Here is a 25,744-nt window from a genome sequence, read left to right as displayed (position 1 = left end):
ACCGTCGTGAGCCAGCCGACCACTGATACAACCCGTTTGGTTCTCGCGTCCGCGTCGCCCGCGCGACGCGAGGTACTCCGCTCGGCGGGTATCGACCCCGTCGTGCGAGTGTCGGATGTGGACGAGGACGCCGTCGCCGCGGCGCTGCCCGACGGCACACCCCCGCAGGGCGTGGTGGTCGAGCTGGCCAGAGCCAAGGCCCGTTCGGTGGCCGCCACCATTGCCGATCTCGCCACGGATTGTGTTGTGGTCGGCTGTGACTCCATGCTCCTGGTTGACGGCCGGTTACAGGGCAAGCCGCATACGCCAGAGGTCGCGCGAGTTCGTTGGGCCGAAATGGCCGGACGCAGTGCGGATCTGATCACCGGACATTGTGTACTGCGGGTGCGGGACGGGGTGGTCGCCGCTGAGGCGGTCGATTGCAGTTCCACCACAGTGCATTTCGCCAAACCCGAGCCAGAAGAACTGGACGCCTACATTGCGACCGGCGAGCCGCTACAGGTAGCGGGCGCATTCACCCTCGACGGCATGGGTGGTTGGTTCGTCGATCGCATCGAAGGTGATCCGTCCAGCGTTATCGGGATCGGGTTACCACTGCTGCGCCGACTGCTTGGCGATGTTGGGCTCGCTGTTGCGCAATTGTGGGGCCATTCGGCCGACTGACGACGCGATCATGGGCTCGTTTCCGGCCATCGCCGGGTCGGCCGCGCCCGCTTCCGCTCCTACGGGGACCACAGCCGGTTCGCGGCCGCCATCGGGTTCGCGGCGCATCTCCTGCTCGCGCCGCGTGGCGACCCTCTCCAGTCGAGCCACGCACAGTTCCGGCTCGACGAACGGATGCAGCCGGGCGTTTATGTCTCCGTGCGCACCCCCGCGATCGAGCACCTCTTTGATCAGCCCCAGATGCACGTTGCACACCACGTCGGAGTGGGTGCGCGCGAGGTCACGCAGCGGGCAACCTGTCATCCGGATAACGGCGCGCTCGCCGTTATCGATGGCCGCATCGCGTTCGGGCGCGAAACCGAGCTCCGAGAGCACCGTCATCGCTAGTTCTCTGGCGTCGTCCAGCGTTTCGATCCGGTGGTCACCGACATCGATTCCGGCCCCCCAGGACCGGCCCGCGGCGACGGCGGCATCGGAGCGCCTTCTCGAATCCGGACCGAGCTGGTCGGCGAGAACCTGCGCGAGCTCCTGATAGCCGACCGATCGCTGCACCGCGCTGTATCCGATGCGTGGACGACCACGGCCGCGCGGTGGCTGCTGGAATTGCCGTACCAGGGATTCCTTGGTCAGCACATCTAGATGGAATCGAACGGTAGTGACATGCTGCCCGGTGATTCTGGCCAGTTCCTGGGCATCGAGAGGCTCGGTTGCGCCACGTAGGATCGCGAGCAGTCGCCGCCGCGGCCAAGAATCGGACATAGCCTACCCCTCCTCCCGGGAGACTTTATCGGATGTAGGTGCGATTTATTCGCCCATTCAGCCGATTTGTGATCTGAAACGAAGTCACTATTGCCTCACACCTACCAGCGCTGTGAGACCCCAACCGCTGCACCCGCCGTCTACCACGCGTGAAGGACCCACATCGTGCCCGCTGTCCCGGACCCTCATCCCTCATTCAGTTCCTACGCACATCCTCACCGACTAGTAACCACAGAGTGGCTATCGGCAAACATCGGTACACCCGGACTCAAGGTCGTCGAGTCCAACGAGGACATCCTTCTCTATGACATCGGACATGTTCCGGGCGCCACCAAAATCGACTGGCGTGGCGATCTGAACGATCCCGTCACGCGTGACTATATCGACGGCGCGCGTTTTACCGACCTTATGCGGGCGAAAGGAATCGAACGCGACGACACCGTGGTGATCTACGGCGACCGGGGCAACGCGCAGGCCGCGCACACACTGTGGCTGTTCACCCTGTTCGGGCACGAGGACGTGCGATTGCTCGACGGCGGTCGCGACGCGTGGATCTCCGAGGAACGCGACACCACTTTCGACCTGCCATATTTCGTCGCCGGCGAGTACCCGGCCGTGCAGCGTGACGACACCGCCGCACGGGCGTTCCGCGATGACGTTTTCGACCACCTGGGCCGCCCGCTGATCGACGTGCGCGCACCTGAGGAGTACTCCGGCGAACTGACCCAGCCGCCGATCAATCCGGAGGACTCCGCGCTGCGCGGCGGGCACATTCCCACTGCCGTGAATATTCCGTGGACCGAGGCGTCCAATGCCGACGGCCGATTCCGTTCCCGCTCCGAACTGGACGAGGTCTACGGCGCGTTCGGCGGGCAGAACGACGTGGTGGTTTACAGCCGCGTCGGTGAACGCTCCAGCCATACCTGGTTCACGCTGACATTTCTGCTCGGACTCGACATGGTGCGCAACTACGACGGTTCGTGGACCGAATGGGGTAACTCCGTGCGGATGCCGATCGCCCGAGGATCCGAACCCGGCGAGGCGCCGGTCGCCGCCACGCGCCGAGGGCGCTGAGCCCGCCGCCCCGGCGCGGCTTACGCCACACGCCATAGTCTGTGTGATCCGCGACCTACTGTGGAGTAGGGCTATCCGAGTGCAGCGTCTGTTGGCAGACTGCCTACACTCGCCCGAGACGTAAGTTTGTCGACCACGGGGCGACCAAAAAGATTTCACACAGGAGGCTCAGTGCCCAGCCATGCCAGCGCACGGATATCGAAGGTACTCGTAGCTAACCGAGGCGAGATCGCCGTGCGCGTGATCCGGGCGGCCAAGGATGCCGGCATCGGCAGCGTCGCGGTGTACGCGGAACCCGATGCCGATGCCCCATTCGTGAAGCTCGCCGACGAGGCGTTCGCCCTAGGCGGCCAGACCTCGGCCGAGTCGTACCTCGTGTTCGACAAGATTCTCGATGCGGCAGCCAAATCCGGCGCCGACGCCATTCACCCCGGCTACGGATTCCTTTCCGAGAACGCCGACTTCGCCCAGGCTGTCATCGACGCCGGGCTGATCTGGATCGGCCCGTCGCCCCAGTCCATCCGCGACCTCGGCGACAAGGTCACCGCCCGCCACATCGCCGAGAAGGCGAAGGCTCCGATGGCCGCGGGCACCAAGGACCCGGTCAAGGACGCCGACGAGATCGTCGAGTTCGCCAAGAAGTACGGCGTACCGGTCGCGATCAAGGCGGCATTCGGTGGCGGCGGGCGCGGTATGAAGGTCGCGCATTCCATCGAGGAGATCCCTGAGCTGTTCGCGTCGGCCACCCGCGAGGCGGTCGCCGCCTTCGGTCGTGGTGAGTGCTTCGTCGAGCAGTACCTGGACAAGGCCCGCCACGTCGAGGCACAGGTCATCGCCGACCAGCACGGCAATGTGGTCGTCGCGGGCACCCGCGACTGCTCGCTGCAGCGTCGCTTCCAGAAACTTGTCGAGGAGGCACCCGCACCGTTCCTCACCGACGACCAGCGCGCCCGCATCCACGCCTCGGCCAAGGCCATCTGCAAGGAGGCCGGCTACTACGGCGCGGGCACCGTGGAGTACCTGGTGCAGGGCGACACCGTCTCGTTCCTCGAGGTGAACACCCGGCTGCAGGTCGAGCACCCGGTCACGGAGGAGACGGCGGGAATCGATCTGGTGCGTCAGCAGTTCCGCATCGCCGAGGGGCACGAGCTGGAGATCAAGGAAGATCCCACCCCGCGTGGTCACTCCTTCGAGTTCCGCATCAACGGTGAGGATGCCGGTCGGGGCTTCCTGCCCGCGCCGGGCCCGGTGTCGGTGTACAAGGAGCCTTGCGGCCCCGGTGTGCGCGTGGATTCCGGCGTGGTCGAGGGCAGCGTGATCGGCGGACAGTTCGACTCGATGCTGGCCAAGCTGATCGTCACCGGCGAGAACCGCACCCAGGCGCTGGAACGGGCGCGCCGCGCGCTGGCCGAGTTCCATGTCGACGGGCTGGCCACGGTCATCCCGTTCCACCGGGCGATCGTCGAGGATCCCGCGTTCATCGGTGACGGCGAAAAATTCGACGTCTACACCAAGTGGATCGAAACCGAGTGGGTCAACAGCGTCGAGCCGTACACCGCGGGCGCTGTCGCTGCCGATGAGGACGAGGACCTGCCCCGTCAGAAGGTTGTCGTCGAGGTCGGCGGCCGTCGCGTCGAGGTGTCGCTGCCGGGCAACTTCACCGTCGGCGCCGGCGCCGCGGGCAATGGCGCGGGCGTGATCCGCAAGAAGCCCAAGCCGCGCAAGCGCGGTGGCGCAGGTGCCGGTGCGGCGTCCGGTGACTCGGTCACCGCGCCCATGCAGGGCACCGTGGTCAAGGTCGCTGTCGAGGAGGGGCAGTCCGTCGAGGCGGGCGACCTGATCGTGGTGCTCGAGGCCATGAAGATGGAGAATCCGGTCAACGCGCACAAGGCGGGTGTGGTCACCGGCCTGGCCGTCGAGGCGGGCGCCGCGATCACCCAGGGCACGGTTCTCGCGGAGATCAAGTAAACACCTAGCGAAAACCGATTCGGAGCGGGCGGGCGACACCGACGTCACCGCCCGCTCTGTCGTATCGTCGTTCGGGTGACCAGTTCGCCCGTTGTACCGGCCGTCGCCGAGATCATTCGCGGCCGCCGTCAGTCGTCGAGCCGCGCCGACGGGCATCGGCTCGCCCTGGTTATCGAGGGTGGTGGCAGCCGCGGCGTGTATTCGAGCGGCATGGTGCAGGCTCTCGAAGAACTCGGCCTCGCATCGATTTTCGACGCCGTCTACGGCACCTCGGCAGGCGCGATCAACGGCGCCTGGCTGCTGTGTGGTCGCGCGGTGTCCGGCATGCGCTCCTGGACCGATCCGGCGATCATGCGCCGCACTATCGCCCCGGCGCGCATGCTGCGTGGTCGCCCCGCGTTCGACCTGCACTACCTCGTGCATCACGTGTACGACGGCATCGAGCCGATGAACTTCCCGGCAATCCTGGCCAACCCCACCACCTTTCACCCCATCGGCACCGACGTCCGCACCGGAGACCCGGTCGACCTGAACCGTCACATCGTCGATAAGCGCACCTTGATGATCGCCCTGCGCGCGTCGGCGGGCCTGCCCATTCTCGCCGGGCCGCCGGTACCGCTCGGCGACGCCGAGTACCTCGACGGTGGTCTCGCCGAAACCGTGCCGATTCGCACCGCGGTCCGTGGCGGTGCCACGCACGCACTCGTCCTGCGCACGCGCCGCACCGATGAGCGGCGTCCGCCCGCCTCCCGTCTGCACCAACTCGTCGGCGGCGGTTATCTGCGTATGCGGGCCCCCGGGGCGTACCGGGCCTGGCTGACGCGTCCGGACCAGCAATCCGTCGAGGACCACTGCGTCGCCGATCTCGGTGCCGCGGTGCTGCAGATCCATCCCCCGCTGGGCTCACCCGACATCGATAGCGCCGCCCGCGACACCGATCTGCTCACCAGGGCGCTCGAGATCGGCAGAGGCGCGGTACACGCCGCGCTATCGGATGTCGCACGCGTCGCATGACCGCGTGACTTCGATTGCCGCCATCGAGCGTCGGTCACCGGTTTCGCAACTCGAAATATGTTCGTGACCGTACTAATTCACCATGACGCGCACGCCGTTGGATATCGGGAAGTCGTGTAGCTCCAAATGGTCCGGCGCGGCGTCGGGAGCGATGTCGAAGACGAGCTGGGTCGTCACGGATTCGCCTGGGCGCAGGTCGAATGAGTAGCTGTCGCGCTGTTGGGTGTTCTGCCACATGGTCGCGGCGGGGTCGTGGTCGACCCGGCGGTTCTGGGTGTCGATGAGGCGCTGGCCGAATGGCAGGAACCGCTTCGGTCCGTCGGCGATGTTCCGCACCGTGATTGCGACAATCATGAATGTGCCACGGGCGGACTGGAATCCGATGCGGGGGAGGCCGGAATCGACGCCGGTGACGACGAATTCGAGCTTTCCGTCACGAACCGGAGTCCCCGCGGGCGCGACGATATCTGGTTCGTCCACGGGGACGGGGTTCTCCTCGGCTGTCGCTGCCGGCGGCGGACCGGCCGATCCGTCATCAGGGGCGCCGGACCGACTGCCCGAGGCCAGCAGCGCGACGCAACCCGCGGCGAGCACGAACGGGGTCAGGAATACCACCACGAGTGCCCCGATCACCTTGGTGAGCACGCCGCCGCGTCGTCGCGGTCCGCGACGAGATACCGCGGGTGCGGTCGGGGCGATCCATGGACGCCCGCGTAACGGCGACCGGCGCCTCGATGCCGCCGTGGCGCGTGGACGCTTCGCGTACGCAGGTCGTTGCGCCGGGGGCGGCGGACCCGGTCGCCGAGTCGGCGCGGCCCGCCAACCCTGCTGCGCGACAGCACCTCTGGCAGGCGTCGGCGAAAGCTGCGGTGGCGCGATCCGAGTCGCGACCAGCGTCGGGGTCGGGGTCGGCTCCGACATCACCTTGGTCGGCACATAAGACTTCGGTGGCTGCGATCCGGACGAACGCGACTGTTCGCCCGCCGAACCCGAACCGGACTCCCGCATAACCTTGGTCGGCATCCGAGGTTCCGCGCCAGACTCCGGCGCCACCTTCGTCGGCGTCAAAGGTTCCGGTGTGGACACGGCAGCGGCTCCCGGTGACTGTGCTTGCGGCGGCGCCGGTGTGGGTGACGGATTCGGTTGCGGGAGTAACTTTGTCGGTTTGTGGGGTGTCGGTGGCTGCTGGGCGTTCTGTTGCGACTGATTGGGCTCCCGCACCGTGGCAGGTAGCGCCCCGGGTGCAGCGGCCGTTGCCCACGGACCAACGGCCGAGGGCCGCGGCGGTTGCGGCGAGCCGACGGCGACCCGCGCGGCGGCGGCGAATTCTTCGGCGCTGCGATAGCGCTGGGCCTGGTCCTTGGCCATGCCGCCGGCAATGACCGCGTCCAATTCCGCGGGCACCGCCGGGTTCACCGAGGCCGCGCTCGGCGGTGTCGCCATCAGGTGATCGTGCATCTGACGGGGCGGGTCGGTGTCGCCGTAGGGGCGGCGGCCGGTCAGGCATTCGTAGAGGACGCAGGCCAGCGAGTAGATGTCGGAGCGGGCGTCGACGGTGCCGTTGAACCGTTCCGGCGCCATGTACGGCCAGCTACCGATCGCCATTCCGGTTGCGGTGACAGCGGTTTGTCCCAACCCCTTGGCGATTCCGAAGTCGATCAGGTAGGCGTGCCCACCGCTGCCGACCAGAATGTTCGACGGCTTGACGTCACGATGGATCAACCCGGCCCGGTGCGCGGCCTCCAGCCCGGAGGCGACCTGCCCGATGAAATCCACGGCCGCGTCCGGGTTCAATGTGCCGACCCGACTGAGCATTTCGGCCAGGTCGATGCCGGCGATGTATTCCATGGCGATGAAGAGGCGGCCGTCGTGTTCGCCGAAACCGTGAATACGCACGATATGGGGATTGCGCAGCTGCGAACCGATCCGCGCCTCCCGCTCGAACCGGCGCCGGTACTCGCCGTCGCCGGGCAGGTTCTCCGACAACACCTTCAGCGCGACCGTACGCCCGGTCGCGCTGTCGCGCGCGAGCCACACCTCCCCCATCCCACCGCGCCCGAGCATCCGGTCCAGCCGGTAGTTTCCGAACTGTTCCTCCCCCATCGCTGACCTCCCGGTAACCGCGGCGCTGCGGGTTGGGGCGACAACCCGGTCGATCCCGAATTGCCCGAACCTGCATCGACCCTAACCCCGCCGACCACACCCGACCAGTGTGACCTCCCCTACGTGAACGCTAGCCTGGCTGCTATGAGTGACGTGCCCGAGATCCGCGTCGGCACCGCTGAGCGTGAACAGGCAATGCGGCGACTGTCCGATCATTTCGCCGCCGGTAGGCTCAGCGTCGCCGAATTCGACGAGCGCAGTGCGATCGTCGCGGCCTCGATGACCCGCGGCGAGCTGGACACGGTGTTCGTGGATCTTCCCGAGCCCGACACGGTGGCCACCCCGCCGGCCAAACCCGACAGCGGGTTTCTCGCCGAGTGGCCGGAGCGGGTGATGGCGGTGATCCCGATCGTCGCGGTCATCCTGTTCTTCACCACCGGCAGCTGGCTGTGGTTCCTGGCGATTCCGCTGGCGGGCGCACTCCTATTCGGCAATCGGCACGAGCACGGACATGACAGGCGCAATCGCCGCCGGGACGAGGACTGATGGAACCGGTCGAGATCAACGCGGGGTCCTGGTACCTGCGCGCACTGCGCGCCGACGACCGTATCGATGACCGCCCGGCGCTGGCCGAGGGTGGCATCACCGACCCCGACTATGTCGCGCGTCGAACAGCACAGTGGGACAACGAAACCCACTATTCGTGGGCGGTGTGCGAACCGACGACCGCCGAACTGGTCGCCGAAATCGGCGTCACCCCCACCGAAGACGACACGGCCGAGGTCACCGGTTGGGCCCGGTCGGGTTTCGAACCGGCGTTGGCGTCCGGGCTGGACTCGGTCCGTCGATTCGTCGAGGGCGGGCTCGGGCTGCGGCCGAATTCGAACTGAGTCAGCCGAGGCCGGTCAGTACCCGATCCAGCGCGTCGAGAGCCGCGTCGAGTTCAGGCTCGGTGACGGTGAGCGGCGGCCGGAAGCGAATGCCGCGTTCACCGGTGCCGAGGATCAGCACGTGTTCGTCTTCGCGCAGCTTGGTCACGACTTGGTCGCGAAGCTGCGCCGAGGACATCGTGATCGCGCACATCAGGCCGCGTCCGCGCGGTTCGGTGATGCTGGGGTGCGCCGCGGCGAACTCTGTCAGCCGCTGTAGCAGATGCGCGCCGGGGGCAAGGGAGCGCTCGATCAGCTTGTCGCGTTCGAGCACCTCGAGTATCCGGCGGGAGCGCACCATATCGGTGAGGTTGCCGCCCCAGGTGGAATTGAGACGGGAGCTGACCACGAAGACATTGTCGGGTACCTCGTCGACGCGCCCGCCCGCCATCACGCCACACACCTGAGTCTTCTTCCCGAACGCGACGACATCTGGTTCGAGGCCGAGTTGCTGGTAGGCCCAGACGGTTCCGGTCATACCGACACCGGTCTGCACCTCGTCGAGCACGAACAACGCGTCGTTCTCGTGACACAGCCGCTGCATGGCCTGCAGGAACTGCGCTCGCAGGTGCCGGTCGCCGCCCTCGCCTTGGATCGGTTCGGCGATGAAACACGCTATGTCGTACGGGTTTTCGGCGAAGGCGCGCCGTGCCTGGTCCAAAGCGTGCGCCTCGGCGGCATCGATGTCGTGGTCGTCGCTCAGATAGGGCGCGTCGATGCGTGGCCAGTCGAACTTGGGGAAGCGGGCCACCTTGACCGGGTCGGTATTGGTCAACGACATGGTGTACCCGGTGCGACCGTGGAACGCACCGGTCAGGTGCAGCACCTTGGTGCCGAGTTCCGTTGGGCGGCCGTGGGATTGGTTGTGCCTGCTCTTCCAGTCGAACGCGACCTTGAGCGCGTTCTCCACCGCGAGGCCGCCACCGTCGATGAAGAACAGGTGCGGTAGCCGTGGATCGCCGAGCACGCGCGCGAAAGTGTCTACGAACCTGGCCATTTCGACGGAATAGATGTCGGAATTGCTCGGCTTGTTGAGCGCGGCGGTGGTCAATTCGGCGCGGAAGTCCGCGTTATCGGCGAGTGCGGGATGGTTCATGCCCAGTGCGTTCGACGCGAAAAAGCCGAACATGTCGAGGTAGGAGCTGCCGTCTCGTTCGTCGACGAGGCGGCAGCCACGCGATTTGCCGATGTCGAGCACCAAATCGAAGCCGTCGGCAAGGATGTGCGACGACAGGATCTCGCGTACCCGGCTCGCGGGGGTGATCGGTGCGGAGTCACCGTCCGTGCGGGTGTGGTCCAGTTCGAGGGTCACATCGGCCAGAGTACGTAAATATTTACGCAATCTCTACAACTGAACGTATTAATTACGGCGAATCGTTATCTGTCATAGAATGTCTGCAAGATGATGGTGCTTCGAGTCCTGACGTTCGCGGTCGCCCTGATCTCCTGCAGCAACTGCTCGAGATGCCGGGGCGATGCGACTCGAACCAACAGCATGTAGCTCTCGTCACCGGCCACCGAGTGGCACGCCTCGATGCCGGGGACATGCTGCAGCACGGCCGGAGCATCATCGGGTTGCGACGGGTCGAGAGGAGTGATCGCGACGAATGCCGACAGCAGCTGACCGAGCGCCTCGGGATCGACGTGCGCGGTATAGCCACGGATCACCCCGCGCGCCTCTAACCTGCGCACCCGCGATTGCACGGCGGAGACCGATAGGCTCGCCTTCTCTGCCAGGTTCGACAGGGTGGCCCGACCGTCGGCCATCAGTTCACGAATCAGCAGGCGATCGATGTCATCGAGTGCGGGTCTTGCCGGTGTATCCGCCATCTGCGAAGGCTAACCCAGCGGACCTGGCTCGTGGCAACGGCTTCTACTCGTTCACGCTCGCAACAGCACAGCATCGTGCACAGACCCGAAAGTCCTCAGCAGAGATATCCAACGACACACGGCGGAGCGACAACTGATGACACATACGCTCGATAACCCCCGCACCGAGGATCTATTCGCCCGCGCGGCAACGCTACTGGGCGAACTCGGCGCCGAGCTGCCCGCGACCGGCACACTGCCCGCCCGAACCCCCATCACCGGCGGAACGCTCACCACGCTGCACTCCCATTCCACCGACGAGGTCGACGCGGCGATCGACCGCGCCGCACAGGCATTCCACCGGTGGCGCACGGTGCCCGCGCCCGAACGCGCCGCCGTGGTGCGACGGCTGGCCGAATTGCTCACCGTGCACAAGGTTCGACTGGGCGAGCTGGTCACCCTGGAGGCGGGCAAGATCGGCGCCGAAGCCGTTGGCGAGGTGCAGGAGATGATCGACATCTGCGAGTTCGCCATCGGACTGTCGCGGCAGCTCTACGGCAAGACCATGCCCTCGGAGCGCCCCGGGCATCGACTGATGGAAACCTGGCACCCATTGGGAGTCATCGGAGTGATTTCGGCGTTCAACTTCCCAGTCGCGGTGTGGGCGTGGAATACCGCTGTCGCGTTGGTCTGCGGCGACACCGTTGTGTGGAAACCTTCGGAGACAACGCCATTGACGGCATTGGCCTGCCACACCCTGCTGCGGCGGGCCGCCGCCGATGTCGGCGCGGATCCAGAAGTGCACCAACTGATTCAAGGTGGGTCCGAGGTCGGCGCGCGGCTGGTCGACGACGAGCGAGTCGCACTACTCAGCGCTACCGGCTCGGTGCGCATGGGGCGCGCCGTCGCACCGAAGGTCGCCGCGCGATTCGGCCGCTGCCTACTGGAATTGGGCGGGAACAACGGCGCGATCGTTACCCCGTCGGCGGATATCGAACTCGCCGCTCGCGGAATCGTTTTCGCGGCCGCGGGCACCGCCGGTCAGCGGTGCACGACGCTGCGGCGGCTCATCGTGCATGACGATGCCGTCGGACAGCTGCTGCAACGGGTGGCCGGCGCCTATGAGCGACTGCGCGTCGGCAATCCGCTCGATGACAGCGTGCTGGTCGGCCCGCTCATCGATGGACGCGCCCACGACGGCATGCGCATCGCGCTGGAGCGGGCGATCGCCGACGGCGGCGAACTGGTATGCGGCGGCGAGCGAGTGGACGGATTCGGCGACGACGCCTACTACGTTCGCCCCGCCATCGTCCGGATGCCCGCGCAGACGGCGGTGGTTCGCGAGGAAACCTTCGCGCCGATTCTCTACGTACTCACCTATCAGGACTTCGATGCCGCGATAGAGCTGCATAATGCGGTGCCGCAAGGCCTTTCGTCCGCCATATTCACCGGTGACCAACGTGAGGCGGAACGATTCCTGGCCGCCGACGGATCCGACTGCGGTATCGCCAACGTCAATATCGGCACCTCCGGCGCCGAAATCGGCGGCGCGTTCGGCGGCGAGAAGCACACCGGCGGCGGGCGCGAATCCGGCTCCGATTCCTGGAAGGCATACATGCGCCGAGCCACCAACACCGTCAACTACTCCGATCAACTCCCACTTGCCCAAGGCATCGAATTCGGTTGATCGAGCCGTCTGACCTGGCGATTAGGTTGTTGACCCCCGACCTGCGTAAGGTTGTGTCTACCCAACGCGGGGTGGAGCAGCTCGGTAGCTCGCTGGGCTCATAACCCAGAGGTCGCAGGTTCAAATCCTGTCCCCGCTACAAATGAGGGCGGTACTGGCCGGTAGGTTCCAGTACCGCCCTCAATCTTTGTCGAGGTTTTTGGCAACGGATTTCCTGAATTTCTGCGAAACGCATCGCTATCAGGCGTTTTTCGATGGACGAGGCGGGACTGCGGCAATCGCTGGGGCCCCGGCCCAGCGATCACTCGACGTTGATGGTTCGAACCCGGCATACCGCCGAAACCGTCGCCCGGCCGCTGTCGACCCCCTGAACGCCATCCACTAACACCGCCCGTAACAGGGGCCACCGAGCAGCAGCTCCGCTTCGCCGAGGACCGCTTTGTTTCCCGCCTGGACCCGCAGTATCGCGAACTCCTGTCCATCGCGGGCGGCTGGGACCGGTGCGACTTCTGTACCGACCTGCTCGGAACCCGCGACCTGGGTATCGGGCCACGCTGGGATGAAGCCGTCGAAGGGCTGTACTGACTACGCCAGCAGCTACCGCCCGATCGCCGACCGCCTATGCCTGCACCTGCGCGACATCCCCAGGGCGCGGCTGTTCTTGCGGCGCCGTGACTTGCCGAATTTGCTCCACCATCGGTTGGTCGAGCAGATCCGCACGCCTCGGTTTCCTCGCCGGCGGTGACCGGTTCGGCCAGCCACCGGTAGTAGGGCTCGCGGGCGAGCTTCAGCACCCGGCACGTCACCACCACGGGGATCCCCTCGGCGGCAAGCCCTTTCACGAGCGGTAGAGCCTTTTCCCGGTATCTGAGCCTGCGACAGATACGCTGCGGCGCACCGCAGCACCTCGTTCTCCTGCTCCAGCAACCGGATCCGGCGGCGGGCATCGCACAACTCGGCGTACTCGCTGCGCATGGTTCCGGGCTTGTTCCCGTCGTCGATATCGGCTTGGCACATCCATTTCGACAACGTCATGGATGGACCCAGAAATCGGCCGCGATCTGGTCCAGAGTGGCCAACTCGGCCGTGATCGGCACCGTGCTCGACGGTGCCGCGCGGCACCCTCGCGAGGGTTACGCGTTCCAGACTCGCGCCGTCACCGTCGGATTCCGCGAGGCGGTGCGTGGGCGCGACGAACCCTACGGCGACTTCAAGCGCGCCCAGTTCGAGCGCTGAGAACGGGTATTCCGCGCCCGCGCCGAGCCGGGCTTCGCCTATCGGTTCGACACGGCCCCGCCGTGCACCCTGCGAACTTCGCCCCGGACGTGCGTGCTCCGCTCGCCGGGGCGATCCCTCACTCGTAGGCGACCTCCCAGCGCTTGATCCCGTTGAGCCAGCCCGAGCGCAGCCGCACCGGTTCCTCGACCTGACGCAGATTCGGCATGACGTCGGCGATCGCATTGAACATCAGGTCGATTTCCAGTCGGGCGAGGTTGGCGCCGACGCAGAAGTGCGTGCCGGTGCCGCCGAAACCGACATGGGGGTTCGGGTTTCGGAAGATGTCGAACGTGAACGGGTTGTCGAACGACTCCGGATCGAAGTTGGCCGCGCTGTAGAACATGCCGATGCGCTGGCCCTTCTTGATCAGCTGGCCACCGAGCTCGGTATCGGTCAACGCGGTTCGTTGGAAGGCTGTCACCGGCGTTGCCCAGCGGACGATCTCGTCAGGTGCGGTGCGCGGGCGGTGCTCCTTGTAGAGCTCCCACTGCTCGGGGTGATCGACGAACGCCTTCATGCCGTGGGTGATGGCATTGCGGGTGGTCTCGTTACCCGCAACCGCGAGCAGGATGACGAACCAGGCGAACTCATCCGACCCGAGCGCCTCGCCGTCGACATCCGCGTTCACCAACGTGGTGACGATGTCGTCCATCGGACACTTGCGCTTCTCCTCGGCCAGATTCCATGCGTAACCCATGACTTCGGCGGTGGCCATCTTGTGGTCGCCCTCGAAGTCGGGGTCGTCGTAGGAGATCATCTGGTTCGTCCAGTCGAAGATCTTCTTGCGATCCTCCTGGGGGACACCGATCAGCTCCGCGATGGCCTGCAGCGGCAGTTCGCAGGCGATCTGCTGGACGAAGTCACCCCGCCCCTCCTTCTTCGCCTCGTGCACGATCCGTTCGGCACGCTCGGTGAGTGCATCGCGCAGCGAGTTGACAGCTCGGGGAGTGAAGCCCTTGGACACGATCCGTCGGCTCTTGGTGTGCCTCGGCGGATCCATGTTGAGCATGAGCCCCCGAAGCATCTCCACCTCGTCACGGGCGATGTCTCCGTTGAAGCGAATGATGGCGGTGTTCTCCTCCGACGAGAACACCTCAGGAGTCTTGGACATCTCCTTGATGTGATCCATCTTGGTTACGACCCAGTATCCGCCGTCGTCGAAACCGCTGACTCCCTTCTCCTGCTCGCACCACCAGACCGGCGCAGCGCGACGCAGCTCGGCGAACTCTTCGACCGGCAGGCGTTCAGCCAGCACGGCGGGGTCGGTGAAGTCGAATCCTGCGGGAATGGACGGTGGGATCACAAGTACCTCCTTCGCGGCCTGCCTCGGTGCAGACCTCATCACACGATTAGAACACGTTCTAGTTTGATAGTACTGGGCCTTGACGCCTTGCGGCACGGATCAGGCGGTCGGCCCTGCGCTCAGGGAGGGTTCCGGCGACCGCTTCGAACTCGGTGAATCGACGCGCCACCGGCCAGTTCCGCCGCAACCCGGTCCGGATCGAGCTGGTCACCGCCCGGACTGGCCATGGGGACGCCGGGCGGATACGCGACGCACTCCCTTCCAGCTCGGCATGCGCCCTGGCCAGGTCCAGCGACGCCATGATCGGCCAGGAGGGCGACGAGGTGTGGTGCCGATAGATCGCCGCCGCAGTCGCTTCGACTGCCCGTTCGTTGCCTAGGACATGCACCATCGCGGCCTGGCGCATCGCATACATCGTCTTATGCGCTGAGTGGGTCACCCAGATCGCACCGATGAATTCGCCCTCATCGCGGAGCCGCGCACCGACCGACGTGGGTGACAACGCGCGAGTCAGTTGGTGGAAGTTGTGGATACCGGCCCACGCGTCGTCGAGCACGACGTTTGTTGTGGGGGAGACGTCGCCCACGGCGCGCAGTAGTCGCTCGGAACGCAATCTGAGTCCCGCATAGGTCGATGATCCGAGCACGACGGTGGCGTAGGGATGCCCGGCGATGTGTGCCTCGGCCAGCATGGTTATCGCTTCGTCCAGATCGGCCACGTCCGGACGATCCTCGACGGTGGGGCAATGGGAATCATTGGCGGCCATGCGTTTCGGGCGTGGTTGCGTCGTTATGCCATCGGCTACAGGAGTGTGTGTGCGGCGAGGCGGGCCAGGCAGGTGTCGACGACGTCGGCGGCCGAGTCGGGCCCCGCTTCGGCGGCCCACCGTTCGGTGCCCAGACGCACGGCCGTATTGGCCATGGCGGCGGCGAGAGCGACGTCCAAGTCGTTGAGGGAACGGCCGGTGCGGGCCGCGATGATGGGGACCCCGACTGGTCGTTTCTCGGCCGCCTGATCGCCGTTGTCCCGCAGGACAACCCGGAAGAGTTGGCAGGTCCCGAAAATGTCGCCGGTGTCATCGCCATGCTCGTCTCCGACGACGGCCGCTTCATCAGCGGTACCGAAATCCGCATCGACGGTGCCGCCCACACCTAACCACTCACCACTCGTCGCTGGACACCAGCGAATCCGGAACGTGGACAACTGACCCCGAGGAGCACTACTACGTGAACCCGCCTCTTGTTCCGGGCCCGTTTTTCATTGCCGAAACAGCGGCCCGAGAATCCCGGTAGCCCGCGCGCTCGTCAGATGCGTTGCCGCACAACGCTACCAATAAAATTGTGACGATCGACACACCGTTTGCCATTCCGCTGTCCGGTCGGATAATACTATTTGCGTTCGAATCATATTCGTAGACAACGATTCCCCTTCGGGGAGATTCGCCATGGGGGATCGTGGCTCGGGAGGGAAAACCAATTATGGTCCGTCGGACTGTCATGAATGCAGGTCGTAAGTTCGTCGTGGGAGCACTGCCGCTGGCTGTCGCGGCGACTTTCATGGGAGCGGGGGCGGCGTCCGCGGACGCTCAGGCCGCAGCGCAGCCGGTTGCCGTCGCACAGGCCGTCGCCGCGCCGGTTGCTCCTGCCGAGGCGGAGCCGGTCGCACCGGCTGCCGCCGAGCCCGAGTTCGTCGCCGCGTCGACTACCACACCGCAGGTGGCAGGGGAAATCGCCACCAACCCCAACGCGCAGTACCCGGACCCGGTTCTGAACGGCGCGGCGGCGGGCGGCGCCATCGGCGCGGTCGTCGGCGCAATCACCGGCCTGGCCGGGCTGATCGCTATTCCGATCACGGTGCCGCTCGGTGCGATCACCAGCGGCATCTTCGGTGCGGTTATCGGCGCCGTCGTGGGAACCATTGCGCCCGACGTCGTTCCGCAGGTCCTGCCCTGACGGTTGGCAGCATAGAAATGGCTCCGGGAGAATTCTCCCGGAGCCATTTTCATCGCACTCATTGATACCGATGACTATTCGGTGATCGAGCGAACCTGTTCCTCGGCCGGTGCGACTACGCCGTGAAGTGCAAGGTCCATTCACCGCGATAGTGCAGCCGCGTGACGCTGCCCGGCGGAATGTCGATCCGCCAGAACGATTTCGGCGGCGCGTCCAGTGTTACCAGCAGCGCCGCGCGTATTACCGCGGGATGGGTGACCGCGATGGTGGACATGCCCTCCGAGGCGATCTCTGCCATCCAGTACCGGGTCCTTTCGACCACGTCCACCACGGACTCGCCACCATGACCACGGAACTGCGGGTTGGTCAGCCAGGCGTATAACTCGTCCTGCGGCACCGACATCAACTCCCCGCCACGCCACGCCCCCGCGTCGAGATCGCGCAGCCGTGTGTCCTCGTCCCCGGGCAGTCCCATCAGAGCGGCGGTTTCCACCGCTCGGCGTTCGGGACCGGTGAGGACTCGGGCGGCGGTCAGCGGTCCGCACGCGGCGATAGCCCGGCGTCCCGCCTCGGTCAGCGACTCATCGACTGGAAATCGTGCCTTTCGCATCGCCTCGGTCATGCCGTGGCTGACCAGGTCGAGTCTTAGCACCTTTTGCACGGATGGAAGCGTACGGCGCGGCAGTGGCGGCCGTTATTCGAATGGTTTGTCGGTCCCCAGGTGCAAACTGATCCCATGGCCCAGTTCTCCCCCGCGACCCAGGAATGGTTCGACGGCGCCTTCCCGGCACCAACCACCGCCCAACTGGGTGCCTGGCGGGCCATTGCGGCGGGTGATCACACATTGGTCGTCGCGCCGACCGGTTCGGGCAAGACGCTGTCGGCGTTTCTGTGGGCGATCGATCAGCTGGCGAACCAGCCGAAACCCGAGACCGGGAAGCCGGGACACGGCGGTACCTCGGTGCTCTATATTTCGCCGCTCAAGGCGCTGGCGGTCGACGTCGAGCGGAATCTGCGGGCACCGCTGGTCGGCGTCACGCAGACCGCCAAACGTCTGGATCTCGATCCGCCGGAGATCACCGTTGGCGTGCGCTCGGGTGACACCAGTGCCGCGGACCGGCGTTCGATGCAGCGCACACCACCGGACATCCTGATCACCACACCGGAATCGCTGTTCCTCATCCTCACTTCGGCGGCTCGGGAAACGTTGCGTGGCGTGAAAACCGTGATCGTCGACGAGGTACACGCCATCGCGGGTGGGAAGCGCGGCGCGCATCTGGCGCTGTCGCTGGCCCGGTTGGATTTACTGACCGAGCGGCCCGCCCAACGGATCGGGCTTTCGGCGACGGTGCGCCCTCCCGAGGAGGTGGGTCGTTTTCTGGTCGGTAACGCGCCGATCAGCATTGTGTCCCCGCCCGCGCCGAAGACCTTCGACCTGTCGGTGCGGGTGCCGGTGCCGGATATGACCGAACCGGGCGACTCGGATCAACCCGGTTCGATATGGCCGCATGTCGACGAGGCGATCGTGGATCTGGTGCTCGAGCACCACTCGTCGATCGTGTTCGCGAACTCACGCCGGCTGGCCGAGCGTTTGACCGCACGGCTCAACGAGACGTATGCCGCACGGATCGGTGAGCCGGTCGACACCGAACACAAACCGCCCGCACAGTTGGGCCCCTCGACCGAGGTCATTCACGGTGCCGGGCCGCTGCTCGCGCGGGCACACCACGGTTCGGTGAGCAAGGAGCAGCGCGCACTCATCGAGGACGATCTCAAGAGCGGACGGCTGCGCTGTGTAGTGGCCACAAGCAGCCTGGAGCTCGGAATCGACATGGGCGCAGTCGATTTGGTGGTGCAGGTGGAGGCGCCGCCATCGGTGGCCAGCGGTCTGCAACGGATCGGGCGAGCCGGGCACCAGGTGGGTGAGATTTCACGCGGTGTGCTGTTCCCGAAGCATCGCACCGATGTCATCCATTGCGCGGTCGCCTCGCAGCGCATGACGAACGGCCAGATCGAGGCCATCCAGATCCCCGCGCATCCGCTGGACATTCTGGCGCAGCAGACGGTCGCCGCGTGCGCGCTGGAGTCCATCGACGTCGACGCGTGGTTCGAAACAGTGCGCGGCACCGGCAGTTACGCGTCGCTACCGCGATCGGCCTATGAGTCGGTGCTGGATTTGCTGTCGGGCCGTTACCCCTCCGACGAATTCGCCGAGCTGCGGCCACGTTTGGTATGGGACCGCGACGCCGGCACCCTCATCGGCAGGCCCGGTGCGCAGCGGCTGGCGGTGACCTCGGGCGGCGCCATCCCGGATCGCGGTATGTTCGCGGTGTACATGGTCGGTGAAAAAGCCTCGCGGGTAGGCGAACTCGATGAGGAGATGGTCTACGAGTCCCGAGTGGGCGATATCTTCGCCCTCGGCGCGACCAGCTGGCGAATCGAGGAGATCACCTTCGACCGGGTGCTGGTCTCACCCGCGTTCGGGCAGCCCGGCCGACTCCCGTTCTGGCACGGTGACGGGTTGGGTCGTCCGGCCGAACTCGGCGCGGCGCTGGGCGAATTCATCCGCGAAGCCGGACAGGAAACCACCGCGCCGATACGTGCGACCGGTCCGGAAACCGACGCGCCGCGCACTCGGGCAAAATCCCGAAAATCTACTGCACCAATGACTTCCGCGACGAACCCCGACGCGGCCGCCAATGGTGCGCCGACAGATGGCATCGCGAAGATCGCGCGGACGGCCGGACTGGATGACAACGCGACCACGAACCTGGTGGCGCTGCTCGATGAACAGCGCACCGCCACCGGGCAGTTGCCGACCGATCGCACGTTGATCGTGGAGCGCTTTCGCGATGAACTCGGCGACTGGCGGCTGGTGCTGCACTCGCCCTACGGCCAGCCGGTGCACGCGCCATGGGCGCTGGCGATCGGCGCCAGACTGCGCGAACGGTTCGGTGTCGATGCCGCGCCGACCTCCTCCGATGACGGCATCGTGGTGCGATTGCCCGATACCACCGACGACCCACCCGGCGCGGAGCTTTTCGTCTTCGAACCGGATGAGATCGACGAGATCGTTACTGAACAGGTCGGCGGTTCGGCCCTGTTCGCCTCCCGCTTCCGAGAGTGCGCCGCACGCGCGCTGTTGCTGCCGCGTCGCGACCCGGGCAAGCGAGCGCCGCTGTGGCAGCAGCGGCAACGCTCGGCACAGTTGCTGGACGTGGCGCGGAAGTTTCCGGACTTTCCGATTCTGCTGGAGACGGTGCGCGAATGTCTGCGCGATGTCTACGATCTGCCGTCGCTGCGTGACCTACTCGCACGGGTGGCCCGGCGTCAGTTGCGCCTGGTGGAGGTGGAGACCGCGACGCCGTCGCCGTTCGCAAACGCCCTGCTCTTCGATTACATCGGGCAGTTCATGTACGACGGAGACAGCCCGCTGGCCGAGCGTCGCGCCGCCGCACTGTCATTGGATTCCAGTCTGCTCGCCGAACTACTCGGGCGGGTGGAGCTGCGCGAGCTGTTGGACGCGGCGGTGCTCGAGCAGACCGAGCTGGAGCTACAGCGGCTGACCCCCGAGCGCCACGCTCGCGACGCCGAAGGTCTGGCCGACCTGTTGCGCCTGCTTGGACCGCTCACCGCCGACGAGGCGGGTCGGCGGTGTACGCGTCGAACCAGCCACGACGAGCCCGACCCCGAGCAGACAATCGACGGAAGTAAGCAAGTCGGCACCGATGTGTCGGCCGATACCCAATCGGCTGCCGAATGGTTCGCCTATCTGCTGAAATCCCGACGCGCACTGGAGGTTTCGTTCGCGGGACGCACCTGGTGGGTGGCGGTGGAAGACGCGTCACGGCTACGGGACGCGCTCGGCGTGCCACTGCCGATCGGTGTCCCCGCGGCCTTCATCGAGCCGGTCACCGACCCACTCGGGGATCTGGTCGGGCGATACGCCCGTACGCACGCGCCGTTCAGCACCGAGGCGGTCGCGGCCAGGTTCGGCCTCGGCACCGCCGTTGTCGCGACCGCACTGGATCGGTTGATCGCCGAAAAGCGGTTAGCCGAAGGCGAATTCACACCCGGCGCCAGGGGCTCCGAATGGTGCGACACCCAGGTTTTGCGTCGCCTGCGGCGGCGCTCGCTCGCGGCGGCACGCCATGAGGTCGAGCCGGTCGCCGTCGCCGCGTTCGGCCGCTTCCTGCCCGTGTGGCAGCATGTCGGCACCGGCGAGCTTCGCGGCGTCGACGGTGTCGCCACCGTCGTGGAACAGCTTGCGGGAGTGCCTATCCCCGCCTCGGCGTTGGAGTCACTGGTCCTGCCCGCCCGCGTGCGCGATTATGCCCCCGCCATGCTCGACGAGCTCATGGCCACCGGCGAAGTGGTCTGGTCCGGTCACGGCGCCATTACCGCGAAGGACGGCTGGATTGCCCTGCATCTTGCCGATCAGGCACCGTTCACGCTGGCACCGTCGGACGAGATCGAACTGTCCGAACCACATCTGCGCCTGCTCACCGCCCTCGGCGCCTCGATTCCGGCGTGGACACCCGAAGCAGACGACTCCCCCGCGCAACTTCGATCCAACGCCGCCAATATTGTTTCGTTGGAAGGTGATTCGACACCGGACGACGCGGCCGCACCACCGGCCGCTCCCAGCCACACCCCATACCGCCCGCCACCGGTATCGCAGGGTGGCGGCGCGTATTTCTTCCGTCAGCTCTCCGACGCGACCGGATTACTCGACGACGCGAAAGTCTCGTCCGCGCTGTGGGATCTGGTGTGGGCGGGTGTGGTCTCCGGCGATACCTTCGCGCCTGTCCGCGCCCTACTGTCCGGTACCGCGCGGACCGCAACCGCGCATCGCACCCCGCGACGCGCACCGCGAGGACGCGCCTATCTCCCGCGTCCGAGCATGCCGACCCGGTCCGGTCCGCCCGCAGTAACCGGCCGCTGGTCAGTGCTTCCGGATCGGGTATCGGACAACACCGTTCGGGCCCATGCCACCGCGGACGCGCTGTTGGAGCGGTATGGCGTGTTGACCCGTGGCTCGGTCCAAAACGAAGGCGTGCCCGGCGGATTCGCACTGATGTATCGCGTCCTCACCGAGTTCGAGGATCGTGGCCGGTGTCGTCGTGGATATTTCATCGATTCGCTGGGTGGCGCGCAGTTCTCCACCACCGATGTGGTCGATCGGCTGCGCTCCTTCGATTCCGATCGCTCCCCCGCCGTCGATGACCGAGCACGCACCGCCGCCGCGTTCGCACTCGCGGCCAGCGATCCCGCGAACCCATACGGAGCGGCATTGCCGTGGCCGAAGGGCTCGCTGGAGGGTGCTGGGCATCGCCCGGGGCGCAAGGCGGGCGCGATCGTCGTGCTGATCGACGGCGAACTGACCCTCTACCTGGAACGCGGCGGCAAGACACTGCTCACCTTCACCGAGGACCCGGATGCCCGTCGCGCGGCGGCCGTCGCATTGGCCGATCTGGTCCGCAACCGCCAGGTGGACTCGCTGGTAATCGACAAGGTCGATGGAGAGTCCGTGCACGGCAATACCTTTGCCGATTTTCTCGGCGCTGCGGGCTTCTCCGCCACCCCGCGTGGACTCCGGCTGCGGAGGCAACCGTGACCTCTCGCACCGCTGCGGATCTACAGTCACATCATGCCTGAAGGCGACACGGTGTTCCTGACGGCCAGCAGGCTACGGCTGGCCCTGGAAGGAAAGACGCTGACGCGCAGCGATTTCCGAGTGCCCCGCTACGCCACGGTGGATCTGGTCGGACAACGGATCGAGGGTGTCAGCAGCTACGGCAAACACCTGTTCATCCGAACACCGCAGGTCAGCGTGCACACCCATCTGAAAATGGAGGGTGAGTGGCGCACCTACTGCGCGGGTGAGCGATGGACGCGCCCTCGGGTGGCCGCACGCGTGGTACTCGCCACCGACGATACCGAGGCGGTGGGCTTTTCGCTCGGCACCGTGGCGGTGCTACGACGTGCGGACGAGCACATCGCGACCGAGCACCTCGGTCCCGATCTACTCGGCGCGAACTGGGACATCAGCGAGGTGATTCGGCGGCTGCTCGCCCATTCCGCGCAACCGATCGGGCTCGCGCTGCTCGATCAGCGAAACCTGGCAGGCATCGGCAATATCTATCGCAGCGAGATCTGCTTTCTGCGCCGCGTGCATCCGGCCACCTCGGTCGCCGAGGTCCCCGATCTACTCGCCTTGGTGCACGAATCGCATCGAGTGCTCACCAAGGCCGCCACCGAACCACCGTGGCGGCCCCTCGCCTACGGCCGCACCCGGCGACCGTGCCAACGCTGCGGTACGCCGATCGTGGCCGGCCTGCTCGGCGAAACGGCGTACGTCGACCGAATCACCCAGCGCGAACGCGGCATCTACTACTGCCCGCGGTGCCAACCACCCCCGGGGGGCTGAGCGCCCGACCTTGCGAATGTGCCATTTGCCTCTCAGTTGCTAATGATCGTCACCGAATCGACGACATCACTGTGACAGCCACGAACCGAGCGACGAGGGAAGGCATATGACGGCAGCAGCAGCAACGCGCTGGCAGCGCCGTTGCGCGATCGTCGCACGCCTGCTCATCGCCGCGCTGGCCATGACGGCGACCGCCGTGTTCGCCTATTTACTGCTGCAACAGCATTCGCCGACCGGTAGCCCGTCAACACCGAACACCCGCACTGTCACACCTCCGACAAGCCGGTTGTAGTGAATCGTCATATTCGAGGTGACCGCGCTGGAATGGCCCCGATGCGCGTCAGCCACCTCGACTGCGGCACCCTACGCCCCTCAGTGGCGGCCTGATCGATGGCGGCGCCGGTCCGCCGCGGCGGGTGCCGCCCGAATCTTCACGAAATTCTCATGGACGGATTGATTTCCTTCTTCTCGACGCGGAAAGTTCCGCGCCACATCGAGAGGAGTACCAATCATGAAGATCCAGTCCGCAATCGCCGCCGGAGTGTTCGCCATCGGCACGGTCGCCGCAGGCGTGGGCATCGCCGCCGCCGCACCCGCCCCGATGCTCACCGAATTCATCGGCAACTACGCCAGCTACGAGGCGTGCGCCGCCGACGGGAATTCGCCGAGAACCGGTGGCACGCAATGGGAATGCATCCAGGTCGCTGACGGCTGGGACCTGCACACCTACTGATCGGCCGCACGATCCGGGTGGCCGACGGGGGGTCGGCCACTCGGTCCTGGCGCTGCGGACTCTGCGGGCGGTGTTCTATCGTCGAAACCCGTGCGAGTACTGGTGATCGAAGACGATGAAGGGCTGGGCAATGAGGTCGCGGCGGGTCTGCGCGCGGCGGGATTCGCAGTCGACCTCGCGCACCGGCTCGCGGACGCGGATCTGAAGATCTCCGTCAATATCTACGATTGCCTGGTCGTCGACCGCGGCATGCCCGACGGCGACGGGCTACAGCTGGTGGCGGCGCATCGGGCCGGGGGCCAGCGGGTGCCGGTGTTGATGCTCACCGCGCGGGATGGTCTCGCCGACCGCATCGCGGGCTTCGAACACGGGGCCGACGACTACCTGGTGAAGCCATTCGCGTTGTCCGAGTTGGCCGCTCGCGTCCGCGCCCTGTGCCGTCGCCGGGAACATCCGGTGTCGGCACGAATCGTGCTCGGCGACATCGACATCGACCTGCCGCGGCGACGCGTCCAGCGCGGCGGCATCCTGCGATCACTCACACCCAAGGAATTCGCCGTCCTCGAATTGCTCTCCACCCGCGCAGGCCACGTGGTCTCACGCACCGAACTCATCGAATGCTGCTGGGATGAAATGGCCGAACCCGCATCGAATGTGGTCGACGCGGTGATCGCGCAGCTGCGCCGCAAGCTCGGCGGACCACCGGTGATCGAGACCGTTCGCGGCACCGGTTTCCTGATGGGAGCGGAACCGTTCGTACCGTGATCGCCACGGCGGACGCACGCCCGGCAGTGGCCCGGCTGCGCCGCACCCGCTGGCTGCTGACCGCTCTGATCACCGCGATCACCGCGCTGTGTCTGATCTTGCTCGGCCTGGTCGCGGCGACCATCGATGCCCGTTCGCGTGCGACCGCGGTCGACAACGCGCTCGACCGCGTGGTCGCCGGGGTGTACCGCGGTGTCGAGTACTACCCCGAGGACGGCGGCTTCGACGTTACCGAGATCCGCGACGACAATCTGGCCCGCGGCGAAACCGCGGTGATGGTGTTCGGTTCGGAAAGCGACGGCCAGTGGGTCCAGCTCTACAGCCATCTGCCCTCCTGGCTGCCCGGCGACGCGGGACTCACCGCCGTCACCGACGCGGCGAGCATCGCCGATGACACCGTCTATCGCGACGCGACCGACCGCGCCGGACGCCCGGTGCGGCTGGCTGCAATGTCGGTGTCCTGGGACGATCCGACCGTTCAGACGGTGATCATCGTCGGCACCAATCCCGGTGCGTTCGACCGTGATCGGGCGCTACTGCTGTGGGCGCTCGTCGTCGGCGGTTCGGCGCTCGTCGCGTTGTCCTCGGTCGCCGGGCATGTGCTGTCCGGCCGGAGCATGCGTCAGGCCGTGGCGCTGCTGGAGGAACAGGAGCGATTCCTCGGCGACGCGGCGCATGAGCTGCGCACGCCGCTGGCGACGCTGCGGCTGGTCACAGAAGCGCATCGGCGCGATCCGCATGAGCTCGAGCGCGCGTTGACCGATTCCCGGGCGTTGGGCAATCGGATGGAACGGCTCGTCGACGACCTGCTCGCCCGGGCGCGGATGCAGGCGGGCGTCACCACGATGGAGCGGGTGCAGCTGCTGCTCGATCAGCTCACCGAATCAGTGGTCGAGGAATTTCAGCGGGCCGACATCGTGGTGCGCACCAGTCCGACGGTGGTACAGGGTGATCCGAATCTGCTCGGCCTCGCCGTGCGCAACCTGATCGAGAACGCGATCACCCACGGCGCGGCGAACCGCGACGCGCCGATCGAGGTGCATGTGGCCGACGGCAGGGTCAGCGTCCGCGATCACGGCCCCGGGCTGAATCCTCAGCTGTCGAGCAGCCCGTTCCAGCGGGGCGTGACCGCAGGACGCGGCAGCGGCATCGGTCTCGCGCTGGTCGCGTGGATCGCGCAGTTGCATGGCGGCACCGCGACCATGGAACCGGCCGCGGGCGGCGGCGCCATCGTGCGCCTCATGCTGCCGCCCGGCTCACCCAACCGCTGATCCGCG

At 66.3% G+C, this 25,744-nt stretch carries 21 protein-coding genes, 1 tRNA gene and 2 pseudogenes; 17 read left to right on the top strand and 7 right to left on the bottom strand.

What is annotated here, in order from left to right; translation table 11 throughout:
• Positions 1-6 precede the first annotated feature (6 nt).
• Complete coding sequence (locus tag LKE06_RS12235) at positions 7-663, top strand: nucleoside triphosphate pyrophosphatase (RefSeq protein WP_227998732.1); 657 nt, start codon at positions 7-9, stop codon at positions 661-663.
• Here LKE06_RS12235 and LKE06_RS12230 read toward each other — a convergent pair.
• On the bottom strand, positions 589-1,422 hold the full coding sequence (locus LKE06_RS12230) for a helix-turn-helix transcriptional regulator (protein WP_227998731.1): 834 nt from the start codon (positions 1,420-1,422) through the stop codon (positions 589-591). The genes LKE06_RS12235 and LKE06_RS12230 overlap by 75 nt on opposite strands.
• Positions 1,423-1,587: 165 nt before the next feature.
• Here LKE06_RS12230 and LKE06_RS12225 point away from each other — a divergent pair, with 165 nt between their 5' ends.
• The 3 genes from LKE06_RS12225 (at position 1,588) to LKE06_RS12215 (ending at position 5,478) form a co-directional block, all read left to right on the top strand.
• Positions 1,588-2,496: a sulfurtransferase gene (locus LKE06_RS12225; protein ID WP_227998730.1), complete on the top strand. Its 909-nt coding sequence runs from the start codon at positions 1,588-1,590 to the stop codon at positions 2,494-2,496.
• 171 nt (positions 2,497-2,667) lie between these two features.
• Positions 2,668-4,464 (top strand): acetyl/propionyl/methylcrotonyl-CoA carboxylase subunit alpha, encoded by a 1,797-nt coding sequence (locus LKE06_RS12220; protein ID WP_227998729.1) that lies wholly within the window; start codon positions 2,668-2,670, stop codon positions 4,462-4,464.
• A gap of 75 nt (positions 4,465-4,539) precedes the next feature.
• The gene (locus LKE06_RS12215) at positions 4,540-5,478 is read left to right on the top strand and encodes a patatin-like phospholipase family protein (RefSeq protein ID WP_227998728.1); all 939 of its coding nucleotides are present in this window, start codon (positions 4,540-4,542) and stop codon (positions 5,476-5,478) included.
• Positions 5,479-5,550: 72 nt separating this feature from the next.
• Here LKE06_RS12215 and LKE06_RS12210 read toward each other — a convergent pair whose 3' ends face one another.
• A complete protein-coding gene (locus LKE06_RS12210; protein WP_227998727.1) occupies positions 5,551-7,581 on the bottom strand; it encodes a serine/threonine-protein kinase in 2,031 nt (676 codons plus the stop codon).
• A 144-nt stretch (positions 7,582-7,725) separates the two neighbouring features.
• Between LKE06_RS12210 and LKE06_RS12205 the strand changes: the two genes are divergently transcribed.
• Positions 7,726-8,127: a DUF1707 SHOCT-like domain-containing protein gene (locus tag LKE06_RS12205; RefSeq protein WP_227998726.1), complete on the top strand. Its 402-nt coding sequence runs from the start codon at positions 7,726-7,728 to the stop codon at positions 8,125-8,127.
• Positions 8,127-8,471: a hypothetical protein gene (locus LKE06_RS12200; protein ID WP_227998725.1), complete on the top strand. Its 345-nt coding sequence runs from the start codon at positions 8,127-8,129 to the stop codon at positions 8,469-8,471. Before LKE06_RS12205 ends, LKE06_RS12200 begins: the two co-directional genes overlap by 1 nt.
• A gap of 1 nt (position 8,472) precedes the next feature.
• Here the strand turns inward: LKE06_RS12200 and lat are convergent, their stop codons facing one another.
• Together lat and LKE06_RS12190 are read right to left on the bottom strand one after the other, a co-directional pair.
• Entirely contained in the window at positions 8,473-9,822 is a 1,350-nt protein-coding gene (gene lat / locus LKE06_RS12195; RefSeq protein WP_227998724.1) for an L-lysine 6-transaminase, read from the bottom strand.
• 65 nt (positions 9,823-9,887) lie between these two features.
• Positions 9,888-10,340, bottom strand: a complete 453-nt coding sequence (locus LKE06_RS12190; protein WP_227998723.1) for an Lrp/AsnC family transcriptional regulator — start codon at positions 10,338-10,340, stop codon at positions 9,888-9,890.
• A 136-nt stretch (positions 10,341-10,476) separates the two neighbouring features.
• Between LKE06_RS12190 and amaB the strand changes: the two genes are divergently transcribed.
• The 3 genes and pseudogenes from amaB to LKE06_RS12175 all read left to right on the top strand — a co-directional run.
• On the top strand, positions 10,477-12,006 hold the full coding sequence (gene amaB, locus LKE06_RS12185; protein WP_227998722.1) for an L-piperidine-6-carboxylate dehydrogenase: 1,530 nt from the start codon (positions 10,477-10,479) through the stop codon (positions 12,004-12,006).
• A 65-nt stretch (positions 12,007-12,071) separates the two neighbouring features.
• Positions 12,072-12,145: transfer RNA gene (locus LKE06_RS12180), tRNA-Met, on the top strand.
• A gap of 929 nt (positions 12,146-13,074) precedes the next feature.
• Positions 13,075-13,242, top strand: a pseudogene (locus LKE06_RS12175) (crotonase/enoyl-CoA hydratase family protein); the annotation flags it as partial.
• A gap of 118 nt (positions 13,243-13,360) precedes the next feature.
• Here the strand turns inward: LKE06_RS12175 and LKE06_RS12170 are convergent.
• Entirely contained in the window at positions 13,361-14,587 is a 1,227-nt protein-coding gene (locus LKE06_RS12170) for a cytochrome P450 (RefSeq protein WP_227998721.1), read from the bottom strand.
• A gap of 58 nt (positions 14,588-14,645) precedes the next feature.
• Positions 14,646-15,353, bottom strand: a complete 708-nt coding sequence (locus tag LKE06_RS12165) for a PLP-dependent aminotransferase family protein (RefSeq protein WP_227998720.1) — start codon at positions 15,351-15,353, stop codon at positions 14,646-14,648.
• A 290-nt stretch (positions 15,354-15,643) separates the two neighbouring features.
• Here LKE06_RS12165 and LKE06_RS12160 point away from each other — a divergent pair.
• Positions 15,644-15,742, top strand: a pseudogene (locus LKE06_RS12160) (short-chain dehydrogenase); the annotation flags it as partial.
• A gap of 341 nt (positions 15,743-16,083) precedes the next feature.
• A complete protein-coding gene (locus LKE06_RS12155) occupies positions 16,084-16,539 on the top strand; it encodes a hypothetical protein (RefSeq protein ID WP_227998719.1) in 456 nt (151 codons plus the stop codon).
• Between the two features lie 115 nt (positions 16,540-16,654).
• Here LKE06_RS12155 and LKE06_RS12150 read toward each other — a convergent pair whose 3' ends face one another.
• Positions 16,655-17,200, bottom strand: coding sequence for a histidine phosphatase family protein (locus LKE06_RS12150; protein ID WP_227998718.1), 546 nt, complete (start codon positions 17,198-17,200; stop codon positions 16,655-16,657).
• A gap of 75 nt (positions 17,201-17,275) precedes the next feature.
• Between LKE06_RS12150 and LKE06_RS12145 the strand changes: the two genes are divergently transcribed.
• The 6 genes from LKE06_RS12145 to LKE06_RS32885 all read left to right on the top strand — a co-directional run bounded on the left by LKE06_RS12145 (position 17,276) and on the right by LKE06_RS32885 (position 25,738).
• Positions 17,276-22,156 carry an ATP-dependent helicase gene (locus LKE06_RS12145; protein ID WP_227998717.1) on the top strand — a complete coding sequence of 1,627 codons (4,881 nt, stop codon included), beginning with the start codon at positions 17,276-17,278 and terminating at the stop codon, positions 22,154-22,156.
• Between the two features lie 33 nt (positions 22,157-22,189).
• Positions 22,190-22,969 carry a DNA-formamidopyrimidine glycosylase family protein gene (locus tag LKE06_RS12140; protein ID WP_227998716.1) on the top strand — a complete coding sequence of 260 codons (780 nt, stop codon included), beginning with the start codon at positions 22,190-22,192 and terminating at the stop codon, positions 22,967-22,969.
• A 106-nt stretch (positions 22,970-23,075) separates the two neighbouring features.
• Positions 23,076-23,261 (top strand): hypothetical protein, encoded by a 186-nt coding sequence (locus LKE06_RS12135; RefSeq protein WP_227998715.1) that lies wholly within the window; start codon positions 23,076-23,078, stop codon positions 23,259-23,261.
• A 219-nt stretch (positions 23,262-23,480) separates the two neighbouring features.
• The gene (locus tag LKE06_RS12130) at positions 23,481-23,702 is read left to right on the top strand and encodes a hypothetical protein (RefSeq protein ID WP_227998714.1); all 222 of its coding nucleotides are present in this window, start codon (positions 23,481-23,483) and stop codon (positions 23,700-23,702) included.
• A gap of 90 nt (positions 23,703-23,792) precedes the next feature.
• Positions 23,793-24,467, top strand: coding sequence for a response regulator transcription factor (locus LKE06_RS12125; RefSeq protein ID WP_227998713.1), 675 nt, complete (start codon positions 23,793-23,795; stop codon positions 24,465-24,467).
• The gene (locus LKE06_RS32885; protein WP_227998712.1) at positions 24,464-25,738 is read left to right on the top strand and encodes a sensor histidine kinase; all 1,275 of its coding nucleotides are present in this window, start codon (positions 24,464-24,466) and stop codon (positions 25,736-25,738) included. Before LKE06_RS12125 ends, LKE06_RS32885 begins: the two co-directional genes overlap by 4 nt.
• The last annotated feature ends 6 nt before the right edge of the window (positions 25,739-25,744 follow it).

It is taken from the genome of Nocardia australiensis (assembly GCF_020733705.1).
Lineage (GTDB): Bacteria > Actinomycetota > Actinomycetes > Mycobacteriales > Mycobacteriaceae > Nocardia > Nocardia australiensis.
This window is presented reverse-complemented; position numbering and strand designations above follow the sequence as displayed.